Below are 19,125 nucleotides of genomic sequence, written 5' to 3'. Positions count from 1 at the left end.
GCCGAACCGCGACCGCTACCACACCCGTACCGAGCGGGAGTTCGGCGAGACGATCCGGATCCCCGAGCCGTTCGGCTTCGAGCTGGACCTGGCGAGGCTGGTCCCGTACCGGGACTGAGGCGGCTTCACCCGTTGGCGGGAACTTGGCGGGGTGGTGCCGCGCGGCGGGCGGGCGGGTACTGCATTGGCCTGACACCTTGCAGGCTGACGTCCGGATCCAGGCCACTCTTGGAGGTACCTCATGACCGTTTCGCTTCCCGAGCTCACCGGGGACTACGTCCTCGACCCCGCGCACTCCCGGATCGGCTTCGTCGCGCGGCACGCCATGGTGACCAAGGTGCGGGGTTCGTTCGGGCAGTTCGAGGGCACCGCGCACCTGGACGGGGCCGATCCGACGCGGTCGTCCGGCCAGGTGGTGATCAAGGCGGAGAGCATCGACTCCGGGGTGGAGCAGCGCGACCAGCACCTGCGGACCAACGACTTCCTGGACGCCCCCAACTTCCCTGACATCACCTTCCGTTCGACCTCGGTCGAGGTCGTCTCCGAGACCGACTACCGGGTCACCGGCGACCTCACCATCAAGGACACCACCCGCCCGGTCACCATCGACTTCGAGTACACCGGCAACGCGGTGGACCCGTACGGCAACCTGCGGGTGGGCCTGGAGGGTTCGGTGACGATCAGCCGCAAGGACTTCGGGGTGACCTGGAACGCGGCGCTGGAGGGCGGCGGCGTGCTGGTCGGCGACAAGGTGGTGCTGGAGTTCGACATCTCCGCGATCAAGCAGGGCTAGCGGGGGCGGCGGGGCCGAACCGGCTGACGGCAGCACCGCGGTGCTGCTGTCAGCCGTCTGCTGTCAGCCCTGTGCCGTCTGCCCTCTGCCGTCTGCCGTCAGCCGTTCGGCCGGCACGGGCCGTTCGTCGGCGCCCGGCCAAGCAGGTGCGCCAGCCCGTCGGCCAGGCCGCCGCGCCAACAGGCGTAGTCGTGGCCGCCGTTGAACTCGCGGTACTCGACCTCGTACCCCCGGGCGGTGAGCACGTCGCGCAGGTGGCGGTTCTGGGTGAGCAGCATCCACTCCTGGAGGCCGACCTCGACGTAGAAGCGGGCCTCCCGTCGCGGTTCGGCGGCGAAGCGGCGGGTCAGCCATTCGCTGCCCTCGTCGAACTCCGTCTCGTCCGGCCACCAGAAGGAGCCGGACTGGGAGAGCACGTTGCCGAAGCGGTCGGGGCGCCGGAAGGCGGCGAAGGCGGCGGTGAGGCCGCCCGCGCTCTGGCCGGCGATGACGGTCCGGCGCGGGTCGTCGGTGGCGCCGAACTCCCGTGCGGCCCACGGGAGGAGGTGGTCGGCGAGGTGGTCGACGAAGGCCGGGTTGCAGCTCAGCTCCTCGGGGCGGCCCGGCCCCATGGTGTGCACCAGCAGGGCGACGGTGGGCGGGATGGCGCCGTCGGCCGTGAGGTTGTCGAGGGTGTCGCCGACGGACAGCACCTCGCCCCACATCTCGCCGTCGAGCAGCACCGCCACCGGGTACGGCCCGAGGCCGAGGCCGAGGCCGGCTCCGTGCCCGTGCCCGTGCCCGGCGGGGAGGTGGACGTCCACCCGCCGACCGGCCACCGTGCGGGGGAGCGTCCGCCCGCGCGGCACGTCCTCCCGCCGCCGGGCGTACGGCTGGGCGGGGGCCTGCGGCAGGCTGAGCACCGAGGCGGGGTGGCGGCCGTCGCGGGCGGGGAGGCGGGCTTCGGTGTCGTGCGGGTCGGGGCGGGCGTGGTCGAGGACGTGCAGCCAGTCGGCCCGGGTGGTGCCGGGGGGCGCGCCGCGGAACGGGTGCAGCTGGTAGGAGGCGCGGTGGTCGGCGCGCAGCCGGTAGGTGATCTCCCAGCGGTCGTTGCGGCGGGTCATCAGATGGGGGGTCAGGTCGCCGGCGTGCCGGTCCTTGTCGGTGACGGTGTGGAGGAGTGCGAGCACGCCGTCGCAGTCGTCCTCGTCGTGCACGAAGGTGACCAGCCGGTAGGCGGGGTCGTCCGGATCGGGGGCGATCAGGGGGAAGGCAGCCAAAGGTCTCAGCTCCGGGGTGGGTTCAGGCGGCGCTCTGGCGGCGCCCGAGCAGCACCCAGAGCAGGAAGGGGCCGCCGAGCACGGTGGTGACGATGCCGACGGGGATCTCCACCCCGCCGATCAGCACCCGTCCGAGGGCGTCGGCGAGGACGACGAGCAGTGCGCCGGTGAGCGCGGAGCCGAGCACCGGCACCCGGGTCGGTCCGGCCAGTCGGGCGGCGAGTACGGGCGCGGCGAGGGCGACGAAGCCGACCGGCCCGCAGACCCCGACGGCGAGCCCGGCGAGGGCGACGGCGAGCAGCAGGCAGGCGAGCCGGACCCTGCCGGGGTCGACGCCCAGCGAGGCGGCCACGCTGTCGTCGAAGCGCAGCACCGCCAGCCGCCGGGCCACCACCAGCGCGGTCGGCACCAGGACGGCGAGTCCGATGAGCACGGGCGTGGCGACGGCGTAGTCCCGGCCGTTGAGGCTGCCGGAGGTCCAGACGTACAGCGAGCCGGCGGAGTTGAGCGAGCGCCGGGCGAGGGCGACCTGGATGACGGCCGAGGCGAGCGCCGACATGGCGAGTCCGACGACCAGCACCCGGTAGCCGCGGGCGCCGAGCCCGCCGGAGACCAGGCTGACGACCAGGACGGCGGCCAGCGCGCCGAGCGGTCCGGCCCACCAGGCGCCGAAGGTGCCGGAGGCGGTGGCGGAGATCAGCACGGCGGCGGTGGCGCCGTCGTTGACGCCGAGGAGTTCGGGGGTGGCGAGCCGGTTGCGGGCCAGGGTCTGGGTGAGGCAGCCGGCGAGTCCGAGGGCGGCTCCGGCGGCGAGTCCGGCGACGATCCGGCCGAGGCGGAACCTCTGCACCAGCAGGACGTCCAGCCGCTCGCCGTGGCCGAACACGGCCTGGAAGGTCCTGCCGAGGCCGAGTTCGCTCTGTCCGGCGTGCGCGGCGGCGACCACGGCGGCGAGCAGGGCGGCGGCCAGGCCGAGTCCGGCGAGCAGCGGCCGGCGCGGTACCAGCAGGGACCACGCGCCGTACCGGAGGGCCGGGTCCGGCCGTGCCGGGCGCGGTTCGGCGCGCTGGACGGGCGGGGCCTCGGCGGCGGGGTCGCCGAGCGCCAGGGCGGCGGAGCGGCGGGAGCGGACCATGGCGATCAGCGCGGGGGCGCCGACCAGGGCGACGATCACCGAGACCGGCGCCTCGAAGGGCCGCGCGACCACCCGGGCGAGCACGTCGGCGCCGGTGAGCACGGCGGCGCCGAACAGCCCGGCGAGCACGGTGAGTCGGCCGATCCGGGGCCCGGCGAGGGCGCGGGCCAGGAAGCCGGCGAGCAGGCCGAGGAAGGAGATCGGCCCGGCCAGGGCGACCGCCGAGGCGGTGAGCAGGGTGACGGCGGCGGCGACGGCGGCGCGGGTGGCGCCGGGCCGGTGGCCGAGGCCGCGGGCGAGGTCGTCGCCGAGGGCGAGGGCGGTGAGCGGCCGGGTGGTGAGCAGGGCGAGCAGGAAGCCGGCGCCGAGGACGGGGGCGAGTTGGCCCAGGGTGGTCCAGCCCTCCACCCCGGCCAGTGAGCCGAGCACCCAGATCCGGTAACGGTCGTACGCCTCGGGAGAGTTGACGATGAGAACACCGGTGATGCCGCCGAAGGTCGCGCCTACGGCGGAGCCGCCGAGGACCAGGCGCACGGGGGAGCCGCCGCCCCGGCTGCCGGCGATCAGCAGGACCAGGGTGCTGGCGAGGACGGCGCCGCCGAAGGCGAGGGCGAGGTACCCGTAGGAGGTCTGCACACCGAGCACGGCGATGCCGAGCACGACGCCGAGCGAGGCGCCCGCGTTGACGCCGAGCAGGCCGGTCTCGGCCAGCGGGTTGCGGGTGACGGACTGGAGCTGGGCGCCGGCGACGCCGAGGGCGGCGCCGACCAGCAGTGCGGTGAGGGTGCGGGGCAGCCGCAACTCGCCGACGACGAGGGCGAGTCGGCTGTCGGTGCGGGCTCCGCCGCGGTCGAGCAGGTAGTCCAGGACCCGTCCCGGCCCGACCTCGCCGGCGCCGACCGAGAGCGAGAGCGCGGTGAGGGCGAGCAGCACCGCGACCGCCCCGAGGGCGACCGGCCAGGCGCGCTCCCGGAGCGGGCGGCCCGGTGGGGGAGGGGCGCCGGGCGCGGTGACGGCGGGCGCTTCGGGGGCGCCCACTTGCGACGATGTCATAAGGTAAGGCTAACCTAATGAACGGGGCGTCCCGCCGGCACCGTCGTCGTGCCGGGCTGCCCGGACGCCGCCCAACTCCCGTACCACCCCCGCCCCGGAGGCACCCATGCCGTACGCCCAGAGCCCGCTCCGCCCCGCCCGCCGCCGCGCGGCCCGGGCGCTGGCCGTCACCGGGGCGGCCGCCCTCCTGCTCGCCGGGTGCGGCTCCTCCGGGTCCTCGTCCACGTCCGCGGACCCCTCCAACTCCGCGTCCGCCGCCCCGGGCAGCGCGGCGGACGCGGCCAACGGCGGCAAGCGCACCGTCAAGGACGCCACCGGCAAGGCCGTCGAGGTCCCCGCCGAGCCCAAGCGGATCGTCACCCTCACCCAGGAGGACCTCGACGCGGTGCTCGCCCTCGGCGTCAAGCCGGTCGGCATCACCAACGGCCAGGGGCTCAACGAGCCGCCCGCGTACCTCAAGGACAAGGTCCAGGGCGTGCCGGTGGTCGGCAACCTGCTCCAGCCGGTGATGGACAAGGTGATCGCCGCCAAGCCCGACCTCATCCTGGCCGGGGACATGCAGGACGAGCAGGTGCTCAAGCAGCTGCGCGAGATCACCCCCGCCACCCTGGTCACCATGGCGCCCACCGACGACTGGAAGCTCGCCTTCCGGGGCATCGGCAACGCCGTCAACAAGCTCGACCAGGCCAACAAGGTGATCGACGACTACCAGGCCAGGGCCACCAAGGCCGGTGCCGACCTCGGAAAGAACAAGGGCGCCGCCGTCTCCATCGTCCGCTGGAACCCCACCGGCCCCAGCTGGATGGAGAAGAAGCAGTTCGCCGGCGGCGTCGCCCTCGACCTGGGCCTCACCCGCCCGGCCGCCCAGGACAAGGACGGCAACGCCCACAGCCCGGCACTCAGCCTGGAGAAGCTCGCCGAGATCGACGGCGACTGGCTGTTCCTGTCCACCCTCACCGACGACGGCAGGGCCGCCCTCAAGGACGTCCAGTCCAAGCCCGCCTACCAGCAGTTGAACGCGGTGAAGAACAACCACGCCGTCACCGTGGACGGTTCGGTCTGGTCCACCCGCGGCGGCCCGCTGGCGGCCGACGTCGTCATCGGCGACCTCGGCAAGGCGCTGTCCGGTTCCTGAACGCAATCCGAACTGGGGGGCTGAGAGATGGAGTTGACGATCCAGGGCGTCACCGCCGGGTACCGCCCCGGCCGCCCGGTGCTCGGCGGCATCGACCTCACCGTGCCCGCCGGGCAGGTGGTGGCCGTGGTCGGCCCGAACGGCTGCGGCAAGTCCACCCTGCTGCGGGCGGTGGCCCGGCTGCACAGGCCGGACGGCGGGCGGATCCTGGTCGGCGGCGAGGACATCTGGCAGTTGCGCCCGCGCCGGGCCGCCCACCGGGTCGCGCTGCTCCCGCAGAGCCCGCAGGCCCCCGAGGCGGTCACCGTGGCCGGCCTGGTCCGCTACGGGCGCCACCCGCACCAGGGCCTGTTCCGCCAGTGGTCGGCCGACGACGAGCGGCTCACCGCCGAGGCCCTGCGCGCCACCGGCGTCGACGCCCTCGCCGACCGCCGCCTCGACCAGCTCTCCGGCGGCCAGCGGCAGCGCTGCTGGCTCGCCATGGTGCTCGCCCAGGACGCCCCGGTGGTGCTGCTGGACGAGCCGACCAGCGCGCTCGACCTCGGCCACGCGGTGGAGGTGCTGGAACTGGTCCGCACGGTCGCGGCCGGCGGGCGCACGGTGGTGATGGTGCTGCACGACCTCGCGGCCGCCGCCCGCTACGCCGACCTGCTGGTCGCCCTGCGGGACGGCACGGTGGTGGCCTGCGGGCCGCCCCGGGAGGTGGTGGACGCACCGCTGGTGCGGGCGCTGTACGACATCGACAGCCACGTCCTGTCGGCCCCGGACGACGGCGCGCCGGTCATCGTCCCGCGGGCGCCGGCAGGCTGAGGGGGCAGCGGTCGGCCCGCCCTGAGGGCGGAGCGAAGGAGCTGTGAGCCGAATTATTTGCAGAGACCGATAATCGGCGCCGAATGGCATACTTGTACGAGAGGGGACAGCTCAGGACGCCCAGGTGAACGTGAAGGGAAGGCGAGCCATGGCCATCCGCGATGACGCGGCCGAGGTCCGGGCCGGTGGCTGGCGGACGCTCGCCGCCCTGCACGGGCTGATCGAGGCCGCGCTGGAGAAGGCGCTCCAGGCGGAGCACAAGCTCTCGGTGGTGGAGTACACGGTGCTGGAGGCGCTCTCCCGCCAGGACGGCTGGCACATGCGGATGCAGCAGCTGGCCCGTGCGGCGGCACTGAGCAGCAGTGCCACCACCCGCCTGGTGAGCCGCCTGGAGGACCGGGGCCTGCTCAGCCGCTACCTCTGCGCGGACGACCGGCGTGGCATCTACACCGAGCTGACCGCCGAGGGCCGCGCCCTGCTGGAGGCCGCCCGCCCGGTGCACGACGCCACCCTGGAGGCGACCCTGGCCCAGGCCGCGGAACTCCCCGAGCTGGCCCCACTGGTCGACGCGCTCGCCGAGCTCACCCCGACGAAGGTGTGACCCGGCCCCTGGCATGACCCCGGCCCAGGCATGACCCCGGCCCAGGCATGACCTGGCCAGGCGTGCCCCGGCCCGGGCGTGCCCCGGCGCCCGCAGCCGCCTCGCCGCCGCAGCCGCCTCAGCGGCGCCCGACGGCCAGCGCGTCCCGGTGCACCCGGTCGAGCAGGGCGAGCAGCAGCTCCTTGCTGGACGCCCGCTCCCGGACGTCGCACAGCACCACGGGCACCTCCGGCCCGAGGTCGAGCGCGCGTCGGACGTCCTCCGGGGTGGCCTCGCGGCGGCCGTGGAAGCAGTTGACCCCGATGGCGAAGGGGATTCCGCGCTGCTCGAAGAAGTCCACGGCGGCGAAGCTGGATTCGAGCCGCCGGGTGTCGGCGAGGATGATCGCGCCGAGGGCGCCGAGGGCGAGGTCGTCCCACATGAACCAGAACCGGAACTGCCCGGGCGTACCGAAGAGGTAGAGCACCAGGTCCTCGCGGACGGTGATCCGCCCGAAGTCCATCGCCACCGTGGTGGTGGACTTGCCCTGGACGCCTTCGAGGCTGTCGACCCCGATGCTGGCGCGGGTCATCCGCTCCTCGGTCTGCAGCGGTTCGATCTCGCTGACCGAGCCGACCATGGTGGTCTTCCCGACGCCGAAGCCGCCGGCGACGAGGATCTTGACCGCGCCCGGCACCAGGCTCTGGGTCGTCAATTCGGGTCTCCTGGAGGGGAACTGTGGGGATGCGGCGGACGCGGCAACCGGTCAGAGTCTGCGGACGCCCTCGATCACGGCCTGGATCAGCGAGATGTCCGGTGCCTCGGCGAGCTGGACCGGGGCCCGGGTGAGGATCAGCCGGGCCTCCGCCAGATCGTCCAGCAGCACCTTGACCACGCTCACCGGCAGGTCCATGGTGGCCGCGATCTCGGCCACGGCCAGCGGGCGTTCGCGGCACAGGTCGAGGATCGCGGCCGGTTCGGGGGTCAACCGGCTGGTGTCGGTGCGCGGGTCGGCGGTGACCACCAGGGTGATCAGCGCGAAGCCGTCACGGACCGGGCCGGTGCGCCCGTTGGTGATCGCGTAGGGGCGGACCAGGTGGCCGGCGTCCTTGTCGTAGAACCAGCCCTCGTCGGCGTCGGCGCTGGTCACGCACCGCCACCCGGGCCGGGCCCGCCCGCGTCGCTGCGCGGCGCCGCGGTGAGGTACTGGCCGACCTGCTTGACCAGCATGTTGATCTCGTAGGCCATCAGCCCGGCGTCCACCTGCTCGCTGGTGAGCACGGCGAGCCGGGCGCCCTGTCCGGCGGTGGTGACGAACAGGAACAGCTGGTCCATCTCGACCACGGTCTGCCGGACCCGTCCGCCGTTGAAGCGGTGCCCGGCGCCGCGGGCCAGGCTCTGCAGGCCGGAGGCGACGGCCGAGAGGTGCTCGGCGTCGGCCCGGTCGAGGCCCTGGGAGGTGCCGACCAGCAGTCCGTCCTCGGAGAGGACGATGGCGTGCTGGGTCTCGGGTACCCGCGCCACCAGCTGGTCCAGCAGCCAGTTGAGGTCGCGCTGGGTCTCGGTGTGCTGCGTCATCACTGCTGTTCCTTGGCTTCCTGAACGGCGGGGGCTTCCGCGGCTCCCTCGGGGGCGGAAGGTGCGGCCGGGTGGGGGGCGGTGGCGGTCGCGTCCGGTCCGGTACCGGTCGCGCGGGCGCTCCGGGTGCCGCGCTGGATGGCGGCCATGGTGGCGCGGGACCGCGCCGGGGAGGGGTCGTCGGCCTCGCCGAACCGGGGGCCGGCCGGGGCGGCGTGGGCCCCGTACGGCGCCGACGGCGCCGACTGGGTGGACGGCGGCATCATCGCGCCGGGCGCGTTGGCCTCGCGGAGCTGCTCGGCGAGGCTGGCGTTGCGGACCCGCTGCGGCAGGACGCGCGGGGTGCGCAGTTCGCCGTCCGGGCCGTGCTCCACGCTGTCCTCCTGCGGGCGTTCGTGGGTGGGCGTCGACCGGTCGGCGGACACCCCGTCGAGGCCGCCCGCCGGGTCCACGCCCGCCGGGTCCACGGCTGCCGGGCCGACGACGGCGGGGTCCGCCTGCGCCGCCCCGCCCAGGGGCGGTCCGTCCACGGGCCCGGGGGCCGCGCCGACTCCTGCGCCGACTCCTGCGCCGACTCCTGCGCCGACTCCTGCGACGGCTCCGGCGTCGAGCTGCGCGGCGAGCTCGGCCGACGGCCCGGTCGGCAGGTCGTACGGGCGCGGCAGCACGGGCCGGGGGACCACCACGGCCCCGGGCAGCCCGGGGATCTCGGCACCGACCGGCAGCCCGGCGTTGTCGAGGACGGGCCCGCCGCCCTCACCGTCCGGCCGCGCGAACTCCTGCGGCCCGAAGCCCTGCTGGCCGAACTCCTGCTGGCCGAACTCCTGCTGGCCGAACTCCTGCGGCGCGAGCAGCTCACCGACGATCACCCCGTCGTCGGCCCCACCGCCCGCCGCGCCGCCTGCCGGCTCCGTCGGCACCGCCGGGGAACCGACTCCACCGGCCCCGCCCGGCGTGCCGCCCGTCAGCCCGTTGAGCACCCCCGCCAGCGCGCCGGACAGCTCGTCGTCGACCACGCCGAAGTCCCCGTCGGACGGCCGCGGTTCGGGCACCGGGGTGCGGGTGACCCGCGCGCCGGAGGGCAGTCCGGGCACCGCGGCCGGCTGCTCGGCCTGCTCCAGCAGCGCCGAGGGCACCAGCACCACGGCCCGGGTGCCGCCGTAGGGCGAGGGCCGCAGGGTGACCTGGATGTCGTGCCGGGCGGCCAGCCGGGCGACGACGAACAGGCCGAGCCGCAGGTCGTCGCCGAGCGCGGAGACGTCCAGCTCGGGCGGGTTGGCCAGGTACTCGTTGAGCCGCTCGTACTCCTCCGCGGTCATGCCGAGGCCGCGGTCCTCGACCTCGACCGCCAGGCCCTTGGGGACCTCCTGGGCCGAGACCTGCACCTGGGTGTACGGCGGGGAGAAGGTGGTGCCGTTCTCGATCAGCTCGGCGATCAGGTGGATCACGTCGGCGACGGCCTGCCCGCTGAGCGAGGCGCGCGGCACGCCCTGGACGACGACCCGGGCGTAGTTCTCGGTCTCGGAGACGGCGCTGCGCAGCACGTTGACCACGGGCACGGCGTTGCGCCAGCGCCGGGCGGGCAGCGCGCCGCCGAGGATGACCAGGTTCTCGGCGTTGCGCCGCATCCGGGTGGCCAGGTGGTCGACGGCGAACAGTTCGCGCAGCAGCTCGGGTTCCTCGTGCTCGCGCTCCAGCGCGTCGAGCATGCTGATCTGCCGGTGGATCAGGATCTGGGTGCGGCGGGCGATGTTGAGGAAGACCTTCTTCGTCCCCTCGCGGCCCTGGGCCTGGTGGACGATGGCGGCGACGGCGGCCTGCCGGACGGCGGCCAGGCCGTCGAAGGTCTGCTGGACCTCGTCGCCGACCCGCCGGGACGGCGCCCAGGTGGGCGGGGTGGGCACCGGCTCCCCGGCGCGCAGCCGGCCGACGATCTCGGGGATCTCGTGCTGGGCGAGCGCGAAGGTGTCGCCGCGCAGTCCGGTGAGCCGGGCGGACAGCGACCGGGCGACCCGGACGCCGCGGACCAGGCTGACCAGCAGCACCAGGGCGACGACGGCGGTGCCGGCCAGCAGCGCGGTGCGGTTCGCGGTGTCGCGCAGCAGGTAGGCGGCGTAGCCCCAGGCGGCGGCGAGGCCCAGGCTGGGGACCAGCACGAGAGCGAGGAGCGAGCTGCGGAGGGAGCCGGACCGGCCGGCGCGGTGGCCCGTGCGGGGGGCCGATATGCCTGGCATCTGATTCCTTGTCGCAGGGCCGAGTTGCAGGCCGGGTCTCGGGGCCGGACGGTGGGTCGGCCCGAGCGGCCCGGACCGGGCGTCAGGGCGCCGAGGGCCGGGGTCGCCGGACGGGGTGACGCGGTGTCACCGTCCGTGCGGGTGCAGCTCGGCCGCCGACGGCAGGAAACCTATCAGTCCCAGGTGGCCTCATCGCAACATCAACTGACGATATGTGAACGGGTGCTGGCAGGAACGACCATTCCCGGTCGGAGCGTTCGCCGACGGAACGCCGCAGCTCAGCGCGGTCGGCGCGGTGCGGAAACGGCTCCCCGGGAGGCCGGTGGGCCTCTGGGGAGCCGTCAGGAACAGGTCAAATCGTCGTCACACCGAAAGTTCGCCACCATCCGGGCGGCGGCGGTTCCGGATCCCGCGCCGGATCAACCCGCCGCGCGGATCAGCCCGCCGCGGAGAGCGGCACCACGCGGCCGCCCCGGACACCCCGGACTCCGCGCGGGCCGTACCCGTACAGCTCCTCCGCCGGGGAGGCCCCGGCGGCGCGGGCGGCCCCGGTCGCCTCGGACTCCAGCTCGTTGAGCTCGGTCCACGCCCAGCTCGCCAGGTCGGCCAGCTCGGCCGACCACTGCTTGCCGTACGTGCCCGACGCCACCTGTCCGAGCCGCAGCTTCTGCACGTCCGAGGTGCCGGCCGGGGCGTAGATGTGGGTGGCGTCCCGCAGGTAGCGGATGATGTTGTGCTCCTCCTGGGTGCCGCGCGCCGCGAAGATCTCCATCGCCTGACGTGCCGAGTCCATCGCGTACTCGGTGTTGATCAGCTTGGCGTTCATCAGCTCGGCGTCGCAGGCCTTGCCGTGGTCGAGCAGGTACGAGGCGTGGTACGCGGCCAACTTGGCCGTCATCAGCCGGGACTGCATCTCGCCGAGCTTGAGGGCGATGCTGTTCACCTGGTTGATCGGCTTGCCGTAGAGCACCCGCTCCTCGGCGTAGCGCACCGTGTCCTCCACCACGGCGACGTGGATGCCGAGCGCGACGGCGCCCAGGTTCAGCCGGCCGTACAGGGTGGAGGAGGAGTAGGCGACGTCGAGGCCCTGGCCCTCCTCGGCGAGCCGGTTGCCGACCGGGACGCGGCAGTCCTCGAACACGAGCTCGCCGAAGCTGAACCCGTGCAGGCCGCCCTGGGTGCCGATGGTGCCGGTGCGAAAGCCCGGCCGGTCGCTCTCGACCAGGAAGGCGGACAGCCCCTTGCTGCCCCGGTCGGTACGGAAGACCACGCCGTGGACGTCGCCGATGTGTGAGTTGCCGACGAACACCTTGCGGCCGTTCAGCACGTACTCGTCGCCCTCGCGCCGGGCGGTGCCGGCCATGCCGAGCACGTGGCCGCCGGACTCCGGCTCGGTGACCGCGATCGTCGGCAGGCACTCCCCGGAGGCGAACTTCGGTAGCCACTCGCGCCGTTGGGCGTCCGAACCGAAGTGGATGACCTTGGCGACGCCGAGCTGGGAGGCCTGCGCCATCGCGCCCATCGCACCGCTGACCCGCGCCAGCTCCTCGACGATCACGGTCTTGGCGAGGTGGCCCAGACCCAGGCCGCCGAACGCGCGCGGGATCGTGACGCCGATCCAGCCGCGGCGGGCGATCTCCCGCGAGAGCTCGAACTCGATCTCCCGGTCGGCCTCCATTCTGGCCACCTGAGGACGCACCTCCTTCTCCGCGAACTCACGCACCTCGGCTCGGAGGCTCTCGTGTCGTTCGTCGGTGAAGTAGTCCATCGCCATGCTTGGTCCTCTCGTTCCGGTGGGTGTCGTGCCTCCCGTTCATGCCGTAGATGCCGCTCCGGCCGCTCCCCCTGAGAGATCGGGTGGGGGTGTGGAGGTGTGGCGGTGCCGATCGCTTCCAAGCCATCGGTGCATGCGGACCCAGGGCGTGCCCTGCCCCAGGGGCGGCGCTCCCGTGGGGCCAGGGGAACTACCGTCCGTGTCTTCGGCAGGGCTCATTGTCATATGTGCACCTGGGATCCATACATAGTGGATCTTGGAATGGCGGGATCCGGCCCGTCCGCTTGGGGGCGGGTTTTGCCAGCGGGTCGGGAGGGGATTGACCTTGCCCCTCGGATGGAGCGCCGGTGGTCGCTCACATGCTGCTTTGACTGTCCATCAGCAAGGCAGGTGACCGGTACCGGTAGCACCGCGGCGCCCGGATGTCTGATTACATGTGCGCCATGACTGATGTGATGAGCACTCAAGGCCAGTTCCCGAGTGCTGCCGGGGAATCCGAGCGGACCCGCAGGCTGCGCAGCCTGGGTCTCAACGAACCCTCCGCCGACGAGGCCTTCGACCGCTTCGCCCACCTGGCAGCCAGCATCACCCGCGCTCCCATCGCGATGGTCAACTTCATCAACGACGAGCGCCAGATGTTCCGGGGGCTCTACATTCCGCCAAATTCCTCCGAACTGGCGGCTGAAGAAGGCGCGTCCTGGGCGGATCGGGGCATCGCCTTCGACCTTCCCACCCGACAGATGCCGTTGAGTCACGGTTTCTGCCCGCACGTGGTCGCCCAGCGCTCGCCCCTCGCACTGGACGACATCCTCGCCTACCCCCGGTTCGCCGGTAACCCGGTCGTGGACGAACTCGGCGTCCGGGCCTACCTCGGCGCCCCGCTGGTGGACGACACCAACACCGTCATCGGCACCGTCTGCGTCCTCGACCGGGAACCCCGGCAGTGGGGGCGCGAGCGGCTGCGCGACATCCAGCACCTCGCCGAGGCGCTGCTCTCCGAGATCCGGCTGCGCGACAACCTGCTCGCCCAGCAGCAGGAGATGTTCGCCGCCTTCGACGGCTCCCCGTTCCCCATCATGCTGACCGACGGCCCCGGCCAGGAGATCCGCTACGCCAACGCCCAGCACGCCGACACCTTCGGCGCCCCGGTGGCGTACGGCTCGATCGGCACCGCCTACCCCCAGCTCGGCGCGGCCGGCCTCCAGCAGGCCGTCGCGGAGGCCTTCCACACCGGACGGGCCACGGTCCTCAACGACGTCCGGATCCAGTCCGGCCGTCCCGAGGCCCAGCGCATCCAGCAGATCTTCAGCTTCACCTGCACCCCGCTGCGGACCGCGCGCACCGGCCAGGTCAACGGCGTCCTCACCGTCGGCATGGACGTCACCGCCCAGTCCCGCACCGAGGAGGAACTCGGCACCCTGGCCGCCCTGCTGGTCGACCGGCTCCAGCAGAACGGCGCGGCCACCGCGACCGGCCGACCGGGCGTCGCCGGCGGCACCGGACTCGTCCTGCCGAGCTGAGCGGCCGACCGCCGCTCGTGCGCCGCAGCACCGCGCCCGGGCGCAGCCGCCCACCGCACCACCCGTACTGCCCGCACCACTTTCACTGCCCGTACCACTGGCACCACTCGCACTGCCCGTACCACCCGTTCCACCGAGCACGGCCCATCGCACCACCGGCACGGCCCACCACTGTGGCGGGGCGCCTCTCACCCCCGAGGAGAGGCTCCCCGCCACAGTGCCGTTCCCGGCCGGGCCGCACCGGGCGAGCCGCCGTCCACCGACGGGCCGCCGGTGGTAGGCATGGGCCGCATGGACTGGATGGACTGGTTCGCCGCCCCCGACTACTGGCTGAGCCGACTGCTCGTCCAACGCCTGCTCGCCGGCCTCTACCTGATCGGATTCCTCAACGCGGCCGCGCAGTTCCGCGCCCTCATCGGCACCGACGGCATGCTCCCGGTGCCCCGCTTCACCGCCCGGGTCCCGTTCCGCCGCTCGCCCGGCCTCTTCCACCTCCACTACAGCGACCGCTTCTTCGCCGCCGTCGCCCTGACCGGCGCCGCACTCGCCGCCGCAGTGGCGGCCGGCCTCTGCGACGCCCTCCCGCTCGGGGCCTCGATCCCGGTGTGGGCGGTGCTCTGGGCCCTCTACCTCTCCATCGTCAACGTCGGACAGACCTGGTACTCCTTCGGCTGGGAGTCACTGCTGCTCGAAGCGGGCTCGCTCGCCGCCTTCCTCGGCAACGCCGACACCGCCCCGCCCACCCCCGTGCTCTGGCTGATGCGCTGGCTGGTCTTCCGGGTCGAGTTCGGCGCCGGGCTGATCAAACTGCGCGGGGACACCTGCTGGCGCGACCTGACCTGCCTGCGCTACCACCACGAGACCCAGCCCATGCCCGGACCGCTCAGCTGGTTCTTCCACCACCTGCCCGACCCGCTGCACCGGATCGAGGTGGCGGCCAACCACGTCGTCCAACTCCTCGTCCCGATCGGCCTGCTGCTCCCGCAGCCCGTCGCGAGCTACGCCGCCTGCGCCGTGATCGCCACCCAGCTGTGGCTGATCGCCTCCGGCAACTTCGCCTGGCTCAACTGGCTGACCGTCGTGCTCACGCTCGCCGCCGTCGAACCGGCCCGCCTCGGCCTGCCCGTCCGCGCCCACACCGCCCCCGGCGCCCCCGTCTGGTACCAGGCGGTGGTCATGGCCGTCACCGCCGCCGTCGTCGTCCTCAGCTACTGGCCGGTGCGCAACCTGCTCTCCCGGGGCCAGGTGATGAACCGCTCCTTCAACCGGCTGCACCTCGTCAACACCTACGGCGCCTTCGGCAGCGTCAACCGCCTGCGCCAGGAGGTCGTCGTCGAGGGCACCGACGAGGCCGTCGTCACCCCGCACACCGTCTGGCGCGAGTACGGCTTCAAGGGCAAACCCGGCGACGTGCGCCGCCTCCCGCGCCAGTACGCCCCCTACCACCTGCGCCTGGACTGGCTGATGTGGTTCGCCGGTATCTCGCCCAGCTACGCCCGGCCCTGGTTCCTGCCCTTTGTCGCCCGCCTGCTGGCCGGCGACCGGGCGACGCTGCGGCTGCTGCGCCACAACCCCTTCCCCGACGCCCCACCGACCCACGTCCGGGCGACCCTCTACCTCTACCGGTTCACCGGATGGCGCGAACTGCGCGAAACCGGCGCCTGGTGGCACCGCACCGCGCTCCACGCCTACCTCGCGCCGGTCGACCTGGCCGCCCTCCGCCGGGCCGGCCACCACCCGCCGCCCGCGCGGCCAGGCCGAGGCCTCCGTACCGTCCCGCTCGACCGGCTCCGACGGCCTGGTCCACCCCGGACGGAGCACCCCGGCCACCCGCCCGGACCAGCACCCGGCCACCCGGACGGCCCTCCCGAGTAGCGGCCAGGCGAGCGGTACGGCATACGACACCGGCCCGTCCGGCGGTGGGTGCGTGCAAGCCTCGAACGGGCACCCGTATTCTGGGCCTCCACAACCGGCGGCCCGACTCGCACGCCCCCCGGTCCCGCCCCAGGGGCCCCGTGCACCCGGTCCGCCGCCCCCTCGCCGTCAGCCCCGCCGCCGTCGCCCAGAACCGGACCTCACATGACAGTGCTTCACTCGCGCAACGCCGACGCAGCCGACCCGGCGGACGTCGCCGACGCCGCAGACGTCAAGGACTCCCAGGACGCCGCTGCGGAGGCCGACCTCCGCGAGGACCTCGGCCGCTACGCCGAACTCGGGGCCTTCACACTCAGCGCCGACACCCACGCCTGGTACGCGGCCGTCGACACCGTCGCCACCCCCGAGGACGCCCGCGCCGCCTCCACCGCGCTCGCCGAACTCCGCGGCAGCGACCTCCAGCAGACCTGGGAAGCCGTCACCGCGATGGCCGCCGAGGTCAAGCTGGACGAGCCCGACACCGTGGCCAAGACCGCGCTGCTGGTCGAGATGCTCCAGCGGGTCCGCCGCACCTCCGCCACCCTCACCGGCGCCGCGTACGACGCCGACCTCGTCGCCCTCGCCGCCGCCACCGCGGACAGCACCTGGCGCCGGGAGAACGGCGTCAAGCTGTCCTGGCTGCGCGGCCGCTCGCTGCGCAAGCAGGCCGCCGCCCTCGCCCACGACCGCAAGGTCCGCCGCGAGGACCTGCACGAGGCGCTCACCTCCGCCGAGATCGAGCGCCGCGCCTGGGCCGCCGTCGCCCCCGCCGGCACCCTCCCGCGCGTGCCCGCCGACGGCGACCTGGTCGAGCGCACCGCCCAGGCCTTCGAGCCGATCAACACCGGCCTGCGCGGCCTCGCCCGACTGCTGCCCGACCACGACCTCGACGGGCTCGCCTTCGTGGAACTGGCCGACCTGGTCGAGCGCCTCGCCGCCGACGAGGGCACCCTCTACCGCCTGCCCACCATCCGCAGCCTGCGCGCCACCCTGGAGGAGGCCGGCCTCGCCGACCTGCTCGCCGAACTCACGGCCGCCAAGGCCGACCGCCGCGCCGCCGAGGCCGCGTACGCGGCGCGGCAGGCGCTCGCGGGCGGGCAGCGGGACGGGCTGGCGGGGTCGGCTGCTGCGACGCCGGTCGTCGAGGAGCCGGTTGCCGTGGAGACGGTCACCGAGGAGACGGTCACCGAGCTGCCCGAGGCCGAGGTTGAGGCCCCGGTTGAGGCCGACACCGACACGGACGCTGACACCGACACGGACGCTGACACGGACGCCGACGCCGACGCCGACGCCGACGCCGACGCCGACGTCTCGGTGGAGGCCGTGGACGAGGTCCGGACCGAGGCGGACGTCGAGGCCGAGGACATCGAGACGGCGTCCGGCTCGGACGTGGACTCCGTCGAGGCCGAGCCTGCTGCGGTGGTGGAGGAGAAGGAGGAGGAGGAGGCTCCGGCCGCCGTGGTCTCCCTCCCGGCGCCCTCCCCGGCCGCTGACGACCTGGTGGCTGCCGCCACCGCCGCCCTGGCCGAGGCCGCAGCGGCGGACGAGGTCGCGGAGCAGGCGGCCGAGCCGAAGGCCGAGTCGGTCGAGGTCGAGGAGCCTGCCGCAGAGGCCGAGGCTGTTGTCGAGGTTGAGGCCGAGGTTGAGGCCGAGCCCGAGGCCGTTGAGGTCGAGACTGCCGAGGTCGAGGCCGTCGAGGTCGAGGAGTCGCCGATCGAGGTCGACGCCGTCGAGGAGGCTCCGGCCGTGGTGGAGGAGGAGCTTGCGGCTGTTGCCGAGGCGCCCGCCGCCGAGGTCGAGCCCGAGGCCGTCGCCGAGGTCGCGGCGGTCGAGGAGCCCGCCGCCGAGCCGGAGGCCGTTGTCGAGGCCGAGCCGACCGTCGAGCCGGAGCCCGAGGCCGTCGCCGAGGTGACCCCCGCTGTCGAGCCCGAGCCCGAGCCCGAGCCCGTTGCCGAGGAGGCCACCGGCCGTCCCGCGAAGCCGGACTTCACCCCCGGCCGCCCCGTGACCGCCTACTCGGCGGACGAACTGCTCGCCGTCGTCCGCTGGATCGACGGTGACGGCACCGGGCGGAGCGACGAGGAGCTGCTCCGTGCGGCCATGAAGGAGCTGGGCTTCGCCCGCCTCGGCCCCCGGATCAAGGAGGCGCTGGGCGCCGCCGTCACCGCCGCGCGCGGCTGACCTCCGGGCGGCCGGCCGGACACGCAGGGCCCGGGACGCGATCGCGTCCCGGGCCCTGTGCCGTGCGGGTCCTGCTGCGAAGGGGCCGTCAGCCCGCCTTGTTCCAGGGCTGGCTCGCCATCAGCGCCTTCACGTTGGCGACGTACTTCGGGTTCGGTATGTCGAGGCTGCCGACGACCTCGCCCGTGGTGGGGTCGGTGACGGTGGTGTAGTGCACGTTGCCCGCGCCCGCGTTGTACGCGGAGATGACCAGGTCGAGCAGCGGCGTCTTGCCGGTGGCCGGGTCGGCGGAGAGGTCGTACTTGCCGCCGAAGGAGGAGTCGCCGTAGTAGGCGACCAGCCAGTCGATCAGCTGGGTGCCGAGCTGGACGTTCCCGGTGAGCGTCTTGGGGTCCGAGGTGGTGCCGTACTTGCCGTTCATCCAGCTGACGGTGTTGGGCATGACCTGCATGGTGCCGATCCCGCCGTCGCAGGCGAGGATGCCGGACTGCCAGCCGCTCTCCTGCCAGGCGATCGCCTTGACCAGGTTGACCGGCAGCGGCGGGAGCTTGTCGGTGCCGCCCGAGCTGAGGTTGAGCACCCGGGACTGGCCGGCCGCCGCCGCGAGCGCCGCGGCGACCGCCGGCTTGGGCTCGTCCGGCTGGGGCTTGCTGGGCTGGCAGCCGCTCTGTGCCGGGGGCACGTGGCCGGCGGGCGGCGCGGGCGGTGCGGGGAGGGCGACGGCGCCGGGCTTGGCGGTCGGTACGGGCGCCGGGATGGCGGGCTTCTCGACCGGCGGCTGGGTGGCGGGCGCACCGGCCGCGGTGCCGCCGCTGCCCTTGGCGTTGCCGCTCTGGGCGGTGGGCGAGGCCTTCGCGGCCTTGCTCGTGCCGGCGCTCGGGCTGTGCGAGGCGGCGGGGCTCGCGGAGGCGGAGGCGCTCGGCGTCGGGGTGGTGCTCGCGGACGGGCTCGTGCTCGACGTGTCGGTCGGCGTGGCGGAGGCCGCGGTGAGGGTGGTGCTGGATCCGGCGCTCGGGTGCTTGTCCCCGCTCTCGGTGCCGCAGCCCGCCAGGACGGCGGTCGACACGGCGACGGCGGACACCAGGACGGTGGCCCGCCGGGTGGTGCGCAACTTCATCTGTGGTTCCCCCCACTCGTCGCCGGGGATCCCGTGATCCCG

At 74.0% G+C, this 19,125-nt stretch carries 15 protein-coding genes; 7 read left to right on the top strand and 8 right to left on the bottom strand.

Annotated features, from left to right (window positions below; genetic code table 11):
- Positions 1 to 241: 241 nt before the first annotated feature.
- Complete coding sequence (locus ACIQWA_RS05265; RefSeq protein WP_402478373.1) at positions 242 to 793, top strand: YceI family protein; 552 nt, start codon at positions 242 to 244, stop codon at positions 791 to 793.
- 98 nt (positions 794 to 891) lie between these two features.
- On the opposite strand, the gene fes is transcribed toward ACIQWA_RS05265, so the two are convergent.
- Together fes and fhuB are read right to left on the bottom strand one after the other, a co-directional pair.
- Positions 892 to 2,052 carry an enterochelin esterase gene (gene fes, locus ACIQWA_RS05260; protein WP_402478370.1) on the bottom strand — a complete coding sequence of 387 codons (1,161 nt, stop codon included), beginning with the start codon at positions 2,050 to 2,052 and terminating at the stop codon, positions 892 to 894.
- Between the two features lie 22 nt (positions 2,053 to 2,074).
- On the bottom strand, positions 2,075 to 4,240 hold the full coding sequence (gene fhuB / locus ACIQWA_RS05255) for a Fe(3+)-hydroxamate ABC transporter permease FhuB (protein ID WP_402478367.1): 2,166 nt from the start codon (positions 4,238 to 4,240) through the stop codon (positions 2,075 to 2,077).
- Positions 4,241 to 4,346: 106 nt separating this feature from the next.
- Here fhuB and ACIQWA_RS05250 point away from each other — a divergent pair, with 106 nt between their 5' ends.
- From ACIQWA_RS05250 to ACIQWA_RS05240, 3 genes are all read left to right on the top strand, one after another.
- Positions 4,347 to 5,375: an ABC transporter substrate-binding protein gene (locus ACIQWA_RS05250; protein WP_402478366.1), complete on the top strand. Its 1,029-nt coding sequence runs from the start codon at positions 4,347 to 4,349 to the stop codon at positions 5,373 to 5,375.
- 27 nt (positions 5,376 to 5,402) lie between these two features.
- Positions 5,403 to 6,185 (top strand): ABC transporter ATP-binding protein, encoded by a 783-nt coding sequence (locus tag ACIQWA_RS05245; RefSeq protein WP_402478364.1) that lies wholly within the window; start codon positions 5,403 to 5,405, stop codon positions 6,183 to 6,185.
- 148 nt (positions 6,186 to 6,333) lie between these two features.
- Positions 6,334 to 6,786, top strand: a complete 453-nt coding sequence (locus ACIQWA_RS05240) for a MarR family transcriptional regulator (protein WP_360240299.1) — start codon at positions 6,334 to 6,336, stop codon at positions 6,784 to 6,786.
- A gap of 118 nt (positions 6,787 to 6,904) precedes the next feature.
- Here ACIQWA_RS05240 and ACIQWA_RS05235 read toward each other — a convergent pair whose 3' ends face one another.
- The 5 genes from ACIQWA_RS05235 to ACIQWA_RS05215 form a co-directional block, all read right to left on the bottom strand.
- Positions 6,905 to 7,480 (bottom strand): ATP/GTP-binding protein, encoded by a 576-nt coding sequence (locus tag ACIQWA_RS05235; protein ID WP_360240302.1) that lies wholly within the window; start codon positions 7,478 to 7,480, stop codon positions 6,905 to 6,907.
- A 51-nt stretch (positions 7,481 to 7,531) separates the two neighbouring features.
- Positions 7,532 to 7,915: a DUF742 domain-containing protein gene (locus ACIQWA_RS05230; protein ID WP_207813170.1), complete on the bottom strand. Its 384-nt coding sequence runs from the start codon at positions 7,913 to 7,915 to the stop codon at positions 7,532 to 7,534.
- Positions 7,912 to 8,343: a roadblock/LC7 domain-containing protein gene (locus ACIQWA_RS05225; RefSeq protein ID WP_360240307.1), complete on the bottom strand. Its 432-nt coding sequence runs from the start codon at positions 8,341 to 8,343 to the stop codon at positions 7,912 to 7,914. Before ACIQWA_RS05225 ends, ACIQWA_RS05230 begins: the two co-directional genes overlap by 4 nt.
- Positions 8,343 to 10,577 (bottom strand): sensor histidine kinase, encoded by a 2,235-nt coding sequence (locus ACIQWA_RS05220; protein ID WP_402478359.1) that lies wholly within the window; start codon positions 10,575 to 10,577, stop codon positions 8,343 to 8,345. Before ACIQWA_RS05220 ends, ACIQWA_RS05225 begins: the two co-directional genes overlap by 1 nt.
- A 436-nt stretch (positions 10,578 to 11,013) precedes the next feature.
- On the bottom strand, positions 11,014 to 12,351 hold the full coding sequence (locus ACIQWA_RS05215; protein ID WP_402478356.1) for an acyl-CoA dehydrogenase family protein: 1,338 nt from the start codon (positions 12,349 to 12,351) through the stop codon (positions 11,014 to 11,016).
- 443 nt (positions 12,352 to 12,794) lie between these two features.
- On the opposite strand from ACIQWA_RS05215, the gene ACIQWA_RS05210 reads away from it, so the two are divergent.
- From ACIQWA_RS05210 to ACIQWA_RS05200, 3 genes are all read left to right on the top strand, one after another.
- Positions 12,795 to 13,871: a GAF domain-containing protein gene (locus tag ACIQWA_RS05210; protein ID WP_360240313.1), complete on the top strand. Its 1,077-nt coding sequence runs from the start codon at positions 12,795 to 12,797 to the stop codon at positions 13,869 to 13,871.
- A gap of 300 nt (positions 13,872 to 14,171) precedes the next feature.
- Positions 14,172 to 15,746, top strand: coding sequence for a lipase maturation factor family protein (locus ACIQWA_RS05205; protein ID WP_402479678.1), 1,575 nt, complete (start codon positions 14,172 to 14,174; stop codon positions 15,744 to 15,746).
- A gap of 204 nt (positions 15,747 to 15,950) precedes the next feature.
- A complete protein-coding gene (locus ACIQWA_RS05200; protein WP_402478354.1) occupies positions 15,951 to 17,966 on the top strand; it encodes a hypothetical protein in 2,016 nt (671 codons plus the stop codon).
- Between the two features lie 88 nt (positions 17,967 to 18,054).
- On the opposite strand, the gene ACIQWA_RS05195 is transcribed toward ACIQWA_RS05200, so the two are convergent.
- Complete coding sequence (locus ACIQWA_RS05195; protein WP_402478352.1) at positions 18,055 to 19,083, bottom strand: transglycosylase SLT domain-containing protein; 1,029 nt, start codon at positions 19,081 to 19,083, stop codon at positions 18,055 to 18,057.
- Positions 19,084 to 19,125: the final 42 nt, after the last annotated feature.

The sequence above is a fragment of the Kitasatospora sp. NPDC098652 genome, assembly GCF_044760155.1.
In the GTDB taxonomy this organism is placed as follows: domain Bacteria; phylum Actinomycetota; class Actinomycetes; order Streptomycetales; family Streptomycetaceae; genus Kitasatospora.
Note: the sequence above shows the minus strand (reverse complement) of the source record. Positions and strands in the feature narration are given on the sequence as shown.